Here is a 12,708-nt window from a genome sequence, read left to right on the forward strand (position 1 = left end):
AGTAAACGCCCGGGACGTGCTATAAAAATCTGACAGCGCAGAGCCGGCCCAGGGGCACCCAGTGGCGGGAGAGCCCCTGTTCGCGGCAAGGTACCGTGTACACTGGAGCGAGACAGACGCCGCGGGGATAATGCATTTCAGCAACTTCTTCCGCGCCCTGGAGCGCTGCGAGGAGGACATGCTAGCCAGTCTAGGCCTCATGGACTCTATTGTGGGCCAGATGCCGCCCAGGATAGTCTTCCCCAGGGTGCATGCCGAGTGCCTTTACCAGGCCCCGCTGAGGCTCGGCGATACCTACCGCGTAGAGGTCACGGGTATAGAGCTGGGCAGGAAGAGTATAAGATACAGCTTCAGGATCGTGAATGAGACCCTGGGCAGCCCCTCTGCGGAGTGCAGCATCGTGGCGGTGGCCTACAGCATAGCCGAGGGAAGGTCGATACCAATACCGGAGGAGATGAGGAGAAAGCTGCTGGAGATAGGAGCCGTTGAGAGGGAGAAGAACAGCCAAGCCCGGGGAGAGGAGGGCTAGCCCCTCCCTCCTCCCGCGGGGGCGGCGGTCACGGGCTCCAGCGTGGTCGCGTTGAATGCCTTCACCCGGGGCAGTGAGTAGGGAGAGACGGTGTATATGGCATCATCTATGTAGACGCTCCTAGCGGCGCCAGAGTGGCCGAGCACCCCCAGCAGCTCCAGCCCTCCACGCCGTGCATCAAGCTTCACCACAGCCACACCGCCGTACACCTTCTCCATGCCGGTGGCCCCCTTCAGGGGCACGGCCACAGCGCCGCTAACCGGCAGCAGTATGTAGCCATGCCTAGGGTCGAAGGTGAAGGCCCGGTGGCCCAGCCTCGGGTCCAGCACCGGGCTCCACACGTAGCCCCTGCCCCCGACGTGGACCCTGCCCAGTACCTCCACGCCTCCACGCTGAACCTTGTAGAGGCTCACCCTCAGCGCGGGTCCATCCCGCCCCACGCCGATGAGGAGCGTTTCGTTTACCGGGTAGAGGTACTCGTCGAACCCCGGAGACTTGATGAACCCCACCACCCTCGGCCTACGTGGATCGCTCAGGTCCACGGTGAATAGCGGGTCAATCCTCCGGTACGTTACGAGGTAGAGCCGGGGCCCTAGGAAGAGGGTAGCGTGCACCCTCTCCCCCACCACGATGCTGGTGTTCGCTATCGCCCTCAGGTTCGTGGAGTTGAACAGGTAGAGGCTCACTCTCGTAACCCACCTTCCCTCCTCGAAGCCCTGCTCCTCGACGACGGCGCGGAGCACGCCACGGTACTCGTCGAGCATCCACTGCTTCCTCACCACGCCGGGTAGGCGGGCGACAGCCCTGACGGACAGCCTTGGCCCCGGCTCCACCGCCAGCTCGACAAGCAGGCTCCGGGACCACCGGCTTGGAGACCCCCATAGCCTCCGGAGATCCGCCGCCAGCTCCCCGGGGGTCACGTTGCCCCTGTCTCCCAGGATCCGGTGGAGCTCCTCCACCCCCGGAAGCACTACGTAGAGCCGGCCTCCACGCGGCATATACATGGCGGAGGGGTGGGCCCCTATGAGGGTCAGCGTGGAGACACGGCCGGTCCTGAGGCTGAAGGCAGCCACTATGGTCTCGAGCGGCTCTGGGCCCACGATGAGCGGCGGCTCCGGGACGGGGGTGGGGCCGCTGCCCGCCCCGAGTAGCAGGGGGCGCACGAGGAAGCCGGTATAGGTTATCAGCAGGAGCGTATCGTTGTAGAGCCTCGCGTCGTAGAAGCTGCCGGTGACAGCCCTAGCCCATAGGGGCTTCATCCCAGGCCCTAGCTTGATCACCCAGGTCCTGGAGGGGAGCAGCCATGGGCTCCTAGCCTCCTCGGCCACCACCACCAGCTGGCCGTTCTCCATGAATAGGCCTCTCACCCACACGCGGTGCACAACCCTGGCGACGGGCTCTACCCTGCCATGGGATATCAGTGCCAGCTCCTCGTCGCCTACAAGCTCCTCCACCTCCCGGCTAGCGTTGAAAACACTGACAAGCCTGAGAGCCTCCGGCGGGTATACATTGTACACCTCAGCCGCGCTGCCTGCTGCAACGGCTATGTGGGTGCCGTTAGTCTTGACTATATCGGGCTCGTCCACCCCGGCTACCTGGACGTTAGTGGAGCTATACTCCGGTGCAGCCCCCACCTCCCTCGTGGCCGGGCCCGCGGGGGACGCCCCACCCAGCGGCATCACCGGGCTCTGAGGCCTCAGCCTAGCAAGCTCCTCCACAACGCTCCACGGCACTCTGTAGCCATAGCCCGTCCATGACACGGCTAGACTGGTGTTAGCCCGGCCGCCGGCCGTCGTAGTGGACGGCGGCCCTGCCCCGCTCCCCGCCGCGGCGGTAACAGTGGTGGTCACCGTGGCGGTCGCTGCCTCCGGCTGGGCCCCGCCCGGCCTCCCGTGGATGGAGCCGAGCATGTAGCCGGCAGCAATACCGAGGAGGAGGACAGCGACCATAATCGTGATGCTGCTGTACGAGATCCTGCCCAAAGCGTGGTGCACCATTAGGGTCTGAGCCCGAGGCCACGCTGCGATATGCTGACATCTACGCTAAAATATCTCTGCCGCCCGGCCCCGGAGCTCCAACATGCCTTCACAAGCCTTCGACAGCGTTCTCAGTGGCCTGCGGTGGCGGCGGCGTGGAGCGCGACCAGGAGCATCGCAGCTACGAGCATCAATACTATCCCTGTGAAGGTCTCGAAGCCCCTCAGCAGGCCATCGGCCTCGTCTCTGCGCTTGCGGAGCAGCCTAGCGCTGGCGAAGAGTACAAGAGCTATAGCTGCTCCCAGGCTGGGTATGATTAGGGGCGGCACCCTGCCACCCCAGGGGGTCCCGGGGGGCTCCCCCAGGCCCCTCCCCTAACTAACCCCTTGTGTTATTGAACTGTGTTATTGAACCCTACCCCTGCTCTGTGCTGTTCAAAACACTTTGCATGACCCGGCTGCCGGCAGGCGGCGCTCTTATCACCCCTCCAGGCATGGTAATCCCTACGCCCCGGTGCCTTGTTATGCGCGGCTCCATAAGGGTGGGCGACGCCGCCGAGGGTGTTGACGCTATAGCGTATGTCGCTGGCCGCGAGGCCCTGGACTGGCTCCGCGGCGTGGACCCGGCCGCGTCCCGTGTGATAGAGCTGGGCGACTTCAAGGCCGGGCTCGAGGAGACCGCTCTCATCTACCGCTTGGAGGGCGTCCCCAGGCTTATTCTCTCGGGCGCTGGCGGCGAGGACGAGTGGATCGGCCACGCCGAGCGGCTCCGCGTGGCGGTGGCGGCGGCGGTAAAGCAGGCCCGGAGGCTCCGCCAGATCCGTAGGCTAGGGATAGTCGTCGAGAAGGGGCTCCTCGAGAAGGCCGCCAGCGAGGGCCGTGGCGAGAGGTGGGCCGTGGAGCAGGCCCTCATAGCCGCCGACATGGCCAACTACGTCTACAGCCTCCATGGACGCGGCGACCGCCCCCACGTGCTGGACGAGATCCGGATCGGGCCCGGCGACGAGAAGGCCCTCGAGAGTGCCAGCGCGATCGCCGAGGGCGTGAGGCTGGCCAGAGACCTGGCCAACGCGCCGGCCAACATAATGGGGCCGGACGGCCTCGAGGACGCCGCGAGAGAGCTGGCCAAGAGGCTAGGCCTCGGGATAAGAGTGCTCCACCGCGGCGAGCTGGAGAGCCTCGGCATGGGCGGGATACTGGCCGTCGGAAGCGGCAGCGACAAGGAGCCCAGGCTCATAGTGCTCGAGTACCACGGCGGCGGCCGCAGGGTAGCAGTAGTGGGCAAGGCGGTGGCCTTCGACTCCGGCGGCCTCGACCTCAAGCCCTCCCAGTACATGCTGGAGATGAAGTATGATAAGAGCGGCGGCGCGGCAGCCATGGGCATCATAGCCGCTGCCGCCAGGCTCCGCCTCCCCGTAGAACTCGTAGCCCTGATCCCCGCCGTGGAGAACATGCCCAGCGGCCGCTCCTACAAGCCCCTAGACGTGATAAAGATGTACAATGGCTTGACTGTCGAGGTCGGGAACACTGACGCAGAGGGAAGGCTAATACTAGCAGACGCCCTGGCATACGCGGCGGAGAAGTACAAGCCCGACGCAATGATAGACCTTGCAACCCTCACCGGGGCCGCCGTGGTGGCCTTAGGAAACCACGCAGCAGCCCTCATGTCCAACAACGAGGACCTAGCCTCAGGGATCGAGAAGGCCGCCTGGGCCGCCGGCGAGCCCGCCTGGAGGCTTCCCATGTGGCCGGTCTACGAGAAGCAGCTGGAGAGCAAGGTGGCGGACACCAATAACATAGGCGGCCGCTGGGCGGGAGCGATAACGGCAGCCAAGTTCCTGGAGAAGTTCGTCGATGGGAGGCCCTGGGCGCACCTAGACATAGCGGGCGTGGCCTGGGTGCAGGAGAAGGGACCCTGGAAGCCCTACTACCACCAAGGAGGCGCCACCGGCTGGGGCGTAAGAACAGTTGTAGAGTACCTCCGGGGCCTCTAATATCATATTATTTTATAAGCTTTGAACTTTAACAGGGCTACGGGAATCGCGGGCCCCGGCCCTAGATGTTTTACAAAAGGCCCTCCATGTAAGCGCCCAGGGCCTCCCCGGGGGCCCGTCTTAGGCATCAATCCCCGGCATCCGATACGGTATTTTGACTACTTCAGCTCCAAGGGCTTTTGCCAGCAGCTCCGTATAGTCTAGTAGCTTTAGACTCCTGGTACTCTTTGTATCATACACTATTGCCTTCACCTTTAGCCTCCTAAGCTCCTGAGAGACTCTAATTATGTCGCTTTCGATGCTGTTCGTTAGCGGAACGTTAGCCCTTCCATCAGTTATTATATGGAGCACTAGATGCGCGTTAGGCCTCTTCAGTAGGAACCCTTTGGCCTGCCTACTAGCTTCAAGCAATGCTGCAGGCAGGGGAGTAGAACCTCCTATAGTGACCTGGTTTAGAGCCTCCATGAGCTTCTTCCAGTTACGCGTAGGCTTCACAAGGGTTTGCGCATTCCTTCCCTGAAACGCTATAAGGCCTACCCATGTGCGCTCGACGTAGCTCCTACGCGTCACTCCCTCAGCTATAGATTTGGCTAGGACGAGCCTTCTCTCAGCATACATGCTGCCACTGGCATCTAGCAGAATCATGTGCAGTACCTCAGGCTCCTCACGGTACACACGGACATGTATGTCGTGGACCGATGGCCTCCTGGCTCTACGCCTTAGGGCAGCACGGAGGGTAGCATAATAGTCTACCTGGTAGCCTTCCCCGAGCCTCTCGGGCTCCCGGAGGAAGGGTATAGAGTCTACATGCCTTCCCCAGCCATAGAAGCTTACCCGGTAGCGTTGCCAGCGTACCCTTCCTCTAGGCCCTGTAGGAGCTATCGCGGCATGCTCCGGTAGATAGTAAATGCTTCTGGGGGGTTCATGGAACCAGGGATCTGCCCTAACGTCTCCAAGCCTGGCGAGAGGCGTGGCGCCGGACCCTGCACCGCTACCAATAGAGCCCGTGGTTGGCTTGCCACTGTAGTCTTCTCCGCCATCCTCTCTGCCTCCCTGCACCCTCTCGCCGCCTTTGCTTCCGTTATTCATGCTTCTGTTGTTGATTAGGGGATTTTTCCGCCCATTTTCTGGCCTATTTTTTTGCCTACCTGTATCCTGTTGCCCATCCCGGCCTAGATTCTGCAGAAGGGTTTGTAGCTTTTTCATCTTCTCCTCTGGGCTCTCAAAGGGCTGTGAACGCAGCCTATGCGGCAGCGCTAGCTCCATAGCCTTCTTTACATCCTCGATGCTTACAGTGGTCCGGCCATCGAGCGCTGCCAGAGCTTTAGCTGTCCGTGCAGTAACTATGTCTGCTCTATGCGTCCTTATTCCGAGCTTAACCGTCGTTTCTGTAATGAGGCGCAGTAGGCTTCTCGGTATCTCTACTCTGGGGAATAGCTCCCTAGCACGCCTAATCCTCTGACGTAGCTCTGCCTCCTGCTTCTCGTACCGCTTCATGAAGCCTATAGGGTCTCGGCGAAACTCCTCAACTCTCTCGACTATCAGTGCCCTCTCCTCTGGGTCCTGTGAGGCATTAACATCAACATAGAGGCCAAAGCGGTCGAGAAGCTGAGGTCTAAGCTCGCCCTCCTCCGGGTTCATGCTGCCGACCAGTATGAAGCGTGCGGGGTGGCGGATCGAGAAGCCCTCCCTCTCCACAACATTCCAGCCAGTAGCAGCAGCGTCGAGTATGAGATCTGCTATGTGGTCGTCAAGTAGGTTGACTTCATCTATGTAGAGTATGTTACGGTTTGCCTCCGCCAGGAGCCCTGGCTTAAACACAACCTCTCCTCTCTTCAGTGCAGCATCGACATCTATGCTCCCCACGAGCCTATCAACGCTAATGTTGAGGGGCAGGTCTATAACCCTCATGGGCCTCCACTCGACTTCAAACCTCTCGCCTCTCAGCCACATCTTGTAGTGCTTGTCGCACATTTCCCTGGGGTTGAAGGGGTTACAGTTGAAGGGGCAGCCCTTAATCACCGGTATCTCTGACAGCACTTGTGCGAGGCTTCTCACAAGCGTGGTCTTCCCAGTACCCTTATCACCTACCAGCAGCACTCCCCCTACCTCAGGGTCTATGACTGCAGCCAGGAGGGCGAGCTTGGCTTTCTCCATGCCTACTATTGCTGTGAAGGGCAGGTATAACCTCCTCTCGCGCTCCTCCGGGCTGTTCAGAAGCCCCCACCTCCCCTCCTAGTTGAGCGTCTTGAAGAGAGCAGGGAGCGGGCCCACTGAAGCGCTTCTTCGGCAGGCTTCGCGCTCTCTGCCCACTCCTTAACGTCCTCGCTGGTGTAGACCCATATCTCTCCACCCTGTGCTTCACCTGACGGCGCCTCGCCCTCGAGTAGCGCCTCTACCTCGGCACGGGCCTCCCGGAGGATCCTCAGCGCCTCAGGGCTGGGCCTCCATAGCTTCCTCTCCACAGCCTCTGCTAGACGGCGTGTTATCTCCTCGAGCGCATACGGGTTAGCCTTCTTCATCCATTCCCTGTTGGTCTTGTCTCCTAGGTACGTGTATGTTATCTGGTCCCACACCCTGTCGGGGACAGCGTGTGTCGTCGCATGCCAGCCGTAGAGGTTCTGTATCTTCTTCATTATCTCGTATGCTCCTCTGTACCCGTGCCTCTTCATGCCCTCGATCCATCGTGGGTTTAGGAGCTTGCCGTAGGTTACACGTAGCAGCTCATCCTTTACCTCACGTATCTTGGGGCGTAAGGGTTCACGGGTATCGACAACCATGTTTAGCGGCTCACGCCCTCGGACAACCTTGACGAGGGCGTGCAAGCCGCCCTGATGTGAGAAGTAGGAGCAGCAGTTCAGCGGGTCATGCTCATCGCTTATATGGTTTCTCGCCACTACGTCTATGCGTGAAACCTGTAGGACTAGGGCCTTAGCTGCAGCTGGATGAGACTTGCCCCAAGTCCTCCGCGTATACGGGTGGCTGCTCCACTGAACCCACACCTTTGCTAGGTCTCTCTCGTCGCGCCATGCGGAGGCGAATATAGCATAGTTGACTCCTGTGCCATAGGCTCCGGGTGGCGCAGCCCATACGCGTGCACGGGCAAGTTCTCTAGCATCTTCTTCGCCTACACCCTCCCTTCTCAGCCTTTCAAGGAACTCGAGATAATGCTTGCGTGGATAATTAAGCTCAAGCGGCTCATCTAGATTAACAACTTTCTCTACAGCCTCATCTATCAAGCTCACATAGTTTGGCAGCGTGTCGCGTACTATACCGCTTATCCTCACGAAGACGTCTACCCGTGGCCTACCAAGCTCTTTGAGCGGTATGACCTCCACACCCTTCACTCTGCCGCTAGCATCCCATACAGGACGCACGCCTAGCAGGTAGAGAACCCTGGCAAGCTGCTCTCCGTCAGCCTTGTAGCCGTCAATGCTCCACAATACTTCACCCATGGTTTCGGGGTAGCGGCCTAGCCTCCTCCTAGCCTCCTCTAGAAGCTTCTTAGCCGTTTCAACGCCTATCCTCCACGCGGCACGTGTGGGAAGAGCCTCTGGGTCTACGGCGTAGAAGTTCCTGCCCGTGGGTAGCACATTTATCTTGCCGCGGGTTATGGCTCCCGAGGGGCCTGGCGGCACAAAGCCTCCAGAGAGCCCGCTGAGTAGGCCCTCTATCTCGTGCCTACCGCTCTCCCGGTACAGCCTAGCAATTAGGAGTGCCTTCCTGAAAGCGTTTAAGGCTTGTCTGGTCTCCTCCCCTAAGGGCTTCTGAAGCTGGACTAACTCTGTCAAATCTTCACCCCCTCCCCGCGCGCAGCCTCAGCCACAAGGTCTTGGAGAAGATTGAAAGAAAGCATGTCAGGATCTATATCCTTTGACAAGAGTTTCTCGAGGACCCTAACAGCTATACTGTGGAGGATCTCTCTAGCCTTCCTGTTGCTAACCCCCAGCTTCTTGCAGAACTCGCTGGGCTTCGACACTATCTTGTCGTAGTCTAGGCCGAGTAGTGTTGCCACTGCCCTCTCTATTGATATCCACTCGCCAGTGTCCCAGGACATTATAGCTGCTACATGCTCTGCAAGCTTTTCAGGATCTGAAGGCGTTTCACCAAAGACGTGGAGCCCGTTCTCGACGGTACTTCCTCTTGTCTCGTCCAGGAACTCATGAAGCCTCTCAGTGATCTTATCAGGGCTCCCTTTGCCTACATCGATGCCACGCTCTCGAGCTTTCTCAACAATCTGCTCAAAGATTACTTTTGCACGGGCCTCCTCGCCTAGGCTTTTTGCACGGCTGTACTCCTCCAGGAGCTCGTCAAGCTCCTCAAGAGCTGTGTCAGCCTTCATGTACGGCGGGTGGGCATGGTCTATTATCACCGCGTAGCCTCTCCTCTTAGCCATGACACCCTCCATGGGGTTTGTCACATTGTATATGTAGAGGAAGGGTATGTCGTCAACTGTTATCTCTGGCCAGCAGTAGGGCGAAAGCCCGACACCCTTGCCTGGGCGGAACTCAAGATACCCATGCGTCCCCCAATGTATCATCACGTCTGCGCGGAAGATCCTGGTCACCCACCGGTAGGCTGCCAGCCACTGGTGCGGGGGAGGGATAGTGGGGTTGTGGAGTATCTTGCAGACCCTCCCATCGCATAGGGCGCCGGCGCAGCCAAACTTCGGCTGCGGCATGATAACTATGTTGCCGAAACGTATGCCGGGTATTACGAACTTCCCGTTGTACACCGCGCCGGCGAATAGCCTCTTAACCTTGCCGCTTAGGATGTCACGGGGATCACCCCACCACTTAAGCATAACCTTCCTAGCCTCCTCTGGAAGCTCCATGAACCACTTCATGTATGTGTCGAGGTCAACCATGTCAAGGTATCCTCCCCGCCTAACTATTTCCTCGACGGGGGTCCAGCGGAACTCGCTCGTAGCCCTCCTCTCGAGTATCAAGTGGATTAGCTCGTCTCCCGTTTTCGGCAGCTCGCCTTCGCCAGTGTAGTAGCCTAGGCTGCGGAGACGGTGGAGGAAGCGTACAAGGCTCTCAGGCACATCGAGCCCGAACCCGACTCCTATCGATGCCTCAAGCTGCCTACATGGGGGATTATTGAGTATTATGGCTATCCGCCTCTCGCTGGGCTTCTTCCTGCGCAGGATCACCCAGCGCTTAACCCTCCTAGCTATGAGCCTGACGTGAGGCTCATAGGGTATGTGCTTCCTGTAATCGGAGACCCTAGTCGATGTGCTAATGACGATGGGCTCTACTGCGCCGTCAACCTCGGGCATGATGACTTCATATACTTGTGTCAGATAGTTGACTCCCTGGGGGTTCTCGAGCCACTCGTGCTCACTCTGATACCACTCGCGGATGGGCTTAAGCACTGGGACCCCGAGGCGTTGGAGCAGCTCAACGCCTCTAACAATCCTAAACCTCTCGTCAACCGTGCTTCTTGAGTAGCTTCCATGGTCGAGGAGGAAGAAGCTAAGCATATCTATGAGCACATCTATTCTAGCCCCTTTAGCGCCTAGGAAGAAGCTGCGTATAGTGTCCTCAGCGCTGGGTCCGCCCAGCACGCTATCCCTATAGCCCTGCGTGAAGACGGGAATGACGCCAAGCCCCTCAGTCTCCAAAGCATCTATGAGCGCTTCAAGGGGTCTTCGGTTCCCGTAGAGCCAGAGGCTACGGTAGTAAAGTATGCCTATGAGAGGCTTGTCAGCCATATAATAGTCGCGTAGATAGTCGTCGATATCCTCGTAGACGCCTAGCTTTGGGTGCCACACCCCGTGCAGAGGGATCTCCCTGGGAGGCGGGGGCTCTTCTTCCACGAGACCTGCCAGATACAAGAGATACCGGAGAAGGAGGCCCAGGTTCTCCTCGCCACCGATCCTAAAATACTTCATCGCCTGGAGCAGAGCGCCCTCCTCTCCACGGGCTAGATACGCATAGCTCTCCCCCGCGGGTATCACAAACCTGGCACTCGATGATGCTATGGCCTCCTCCGCCTCTTTTGGAAGCCTATGCGTGTAGAGGAAGATTACCCTGGAGCTTCTGAGATCATCCAGGCCCTTACCCCCCTCAAGCGTGTTTGGGGAAAAGACTCTGATGAACTGGCCAGCCTCCCCCATCTCAGCTCCAAGTCTGCGCAGCAGCTCTATCACGGGGCTGTCATAGCCTATTACAAGCGTGACTAGCGAGCCCATGAACAGCCCCCCGGGCACCCTCCCCCACTCCCAAGCCACCAGAGAATATAAATCTGGTGCACCAGATTTATATTCTCTGGTGCACCTACCCCTCTGATGGAGGGTTCTCAGGTATGAGCCGGACTTGGCTAATCACGGTGGTAGCAGTACTGATTGCTGCAGGCCTTGTAGCCGGCTACGAGGTCCTCAGCCACCCCTCCACGGCGTCGAAAACTGTGGCGACAACGGTGGCCAGGACAACTGTTGCTACACCGGCTGCTACGCTTGTAAAGACCGTGGCGACCAGCACCAGATTTATATTCTCTGGTGCACCTACCCCTCTGATGGAGGGTTCTCAGGTATGAGCCGGACTTGGCTAATCACGGTGGTAGCAGTACTGATTGCTGCAGGCCTTGTAGCCGGCTACGAGGTCCTCAGCCACCCCTCCACGGCGTCGAAAACTGTGGCGACAACGGTGGCCAGGACAACTGTTGCTACACCGGCTGCTACGCTTGTAAAGACCGTGGCGACCACCAGGACAGTAACAGTACCGGTAACTAGGACTGTTGTTATCGAGGAGGCTAGAAGGCCTAGACTCCTCGCCGACATCCCTATCGCGTCGAGAAGCTCGCTCCCACCCTACACCTATGTCCAGGTATCGTCATGGCGTAGCCACGCTCCATACACTTTGATAGTCTTCGCACCATCCTCAGACGAGTTCGCAGTGACAGTGACGAGATTTGTAGGAGGTAAGCCCGTTAGCGAGGTACGCGTGTTCAGCGTCGAGGGTGGAAAGGTCGCTGAGCTATGGAGGTTCAGCGTGGGGAGCGGCTATGTCCGCTCCCTCGCCTGGAGCAGTGACGGCGCAATCCTCTTCATAGGAGAGGACAGCATTGATGGGAGAGTGGTAGCGGTTAACGCGTCAACGGGCAGGATGCTCTGGAGCTATGCGACCAGTAGAGATCTTGGCAAGGGGGACCCCCGTGAGCCGAGGTGGTACTGGCCGCAAGTACATGCTATAAGGTATAGGGGTGGAAGAGTCTATGTAGCGGCTGCGGCCAAGCCACAAGCCTCCTATGGGAAGAACTCGGTAATATACTGCTTTGACGCTAAGACGGGCCAGCTGCTCTGGAGGTACCCCCCAGAGGGCTTTATAGACACACTTGTAAGCGATATAGAGTTGAGCCCTGACGGCTCATACCTAGCAGCGGCCACCTGGTACTACCGCGGCAAGGCCTGGAAGGGCGGCGACCTCCTCCTACTAGACGCTGCTACAGGGAAGCTGCTTGCCAGGTTCCGGCCCAGCCCACGCCCACCATTCCGCTGGTGCGGCAGCTGGAACGGATTAGGCTGGCTCGACAATACAACCATAGCTTATGTGACAGACGTCGGCATCATCCATATACTACAGGCGCCCAATCTCACCGAGAAGGCCGAGATCAACGTGACTAATCCCTTGCCGGTCCTTGTCATCCCCAAGGGAAGCAATACTACTGAGGAGGGCTATGCCTACGCGTTCAGTGGCTACAGTAAGGTCCTTAGAACACCTAACGGCCGTACACTACTCCTAGTGAGGACAAGCAACACCTACGGCGTCACAGCACTAGGTAAGAACGCTAGGCCCACCCTCAACCACCCTGACGCGAACTCCCTCTTCATATATGAATGGGTGGGAGGAAAACTGGTGCTCGTAGCAAAGTATCCCCTGCATGGTAGGCCAAACTACGAGCAGTGGGCAACTTACTCCCCTGCTAAGGGCCTCCTAGCAGTCCCAGTGGGCCACGACTATATAAGCAGAACAATGGTGTATACCGGCGTCTATGTGCTCAACCTCACAGACATCGAAGCGGTTAGGAGCGGGGAGGCATTGACATACATGGTTAAGCCGCCGAGAGACGCCGGCGTGGTCATCGGGGGAGCCATAAGCCCCGACGGCTCCAAGGTCGTGGCGGTTACTTATCCAATAAACCTGGGTACGCTAGAGAACCCGAGGTTCGTTGGCAGCTACCGCATCCTGGTATACAGCCTTGGCTAG

9 protein-coding genes are annotated in these 12,708 nt (G+C 59.0%); 4 read left to right on the forward strand and 5 right to left on the reverse strand.

The annotated features are described in order from the left end of the window. Nucleotides 1-61: 61 nt before the first annotated feature. Entirely contained in the window at nt 62-529 is a 468-nt protein-coding gene (locus CF15_RS07600) for an acyl-CoA thioesterase (RefSeq protein WP_058371252.1), read from the forward strand. Here CF15_RS07600 and CF15_RS07605 read toward each other — a convergent pair. Both CF15_RS07605 and CF15_RS07610 read right to left on the reverse strand, forming a co-directional pair. Next, complete coding sequence (locus CF15_RS07605; protein ID WP_058371253.1) at nt 526-2,511, reverse strand: beta-propeller domain-containing protein; 1,986 nt, start codon at nt 2,509-2,511, stop codon at nt 526-528. The genes CF15_RS07600 and CF15_RS07605 overlap by 4 nt on opposite strands. A gap of 125 nt (nt 2,512-2,636) precedes the next feature. Beyond that, a complete protein-coding gene (locus CF15_RS07610) occupies nt 2,637-2,834 on the reverse strand; it encodes a hypothetical protein (protein ID WP_058371254.1) in 198 nt (65 codons plus the stop codon). Nucleotides 2,835-3,028: 194 nt separating this feature from the next. Here CF15_RS07610 and CF15_RS07615 point away from each other — a divergent pair, with 194 nt between their 5' ends. Beyond that, nucleotides 3,029-4,498, forward strand: coding sequence for a leucyl aminopeptidase (locus tag CF15_RS07615; protein WP_058371255.1), 1,470 nt, complete (start codon nt 3,029-3,031; stop codon nt 4,496-4,498). Between the two features lie 120 nt (nt 4,499-4,618). Here the strand turns inward: CF15_RS07615 and CF15_RS07620 are convergent, their stop codons facing one another. Genes CF15_RS07620 through CF15_RS09310 form a run of 3 tightly spaced genes read right to left on the reverse strand, consistent with a single transcriptional unit; the run spans nt 4,619 to nt 10,694 of the window. After that, on the reverse strand, nt 4,619-6,655 hold the full coding sequence (locus CF15_RS07620) for a VWA domain-containing protein (protein ID WP_058371256.1): 2,037 nt from the start codon (nt 6,653-6,655) through the stop codon (nt 4,619-4,621). Nucleotides 6,656-6,711: 56 nt separating this feature from the next. Then, the gene (locus CF15_RS09305) at nt 6,712-8,289 is read right to left on the reverse strand and encodes a cobaltochelatase subunit CobN (protein ID WP_058371257.1); all 1,578 of its coding nucleotides are present in this window, start codon (nt 8,287-8,289) and stop codon (nt 6,712-6,714) included. Next, a complete protein-coding gene (locus CF15_RS09310; protein WP_168371340.1) occupies nt 8,286-10,694 on the reverse strand; it encodes a cobaltochelatase subunit CobN in 2,409 nt (802 codons plus the stop codon). The genes CF15_RS09305 and CF15_RS09310 overlap by 4 nt, the downstream gene beginning before the upstream one ends. A gap of 113 nt (nt 10,695-10,807) precedes the next feature. Between CF15_RS09310 and CF15_RS08995 the strand changes: the two genes are divergently transcribed. Then, complete coding sequence (locus CF15_RS08995) at nt 10,808-11,038, forward strand: hypothetical protein (protein WP_168371341.1); 231 nt, start codon at nt 10,808-10,810, stop codon at nt 11,036-11,038. Next, nucleotides 11,035-12,708 (forward strand): outer membrane protein assembly factor BamB family protein, encoded by a 1,674-nt coding sequence (locus CF15_RS07640; protein WP_083494572.1) that lies wholly within the window; start codon nt 11,035-11,037, stop codon nt 12,706-12,708. Before CF15_RS08995 ends, CF15_RS07640 begins: the two co-directional genes overlap by 4 nt.

The organism is Pyrodictium occultum (assembly GCF_001462395.1).
In the GTDB taxonomy this organism is placed as follows: Archaea; Thermoproteota; Thermoprotei_A; order Sulfolobales; family Pyrodictiaceae; genus Pyrodictium; species Pyrodictium occultum.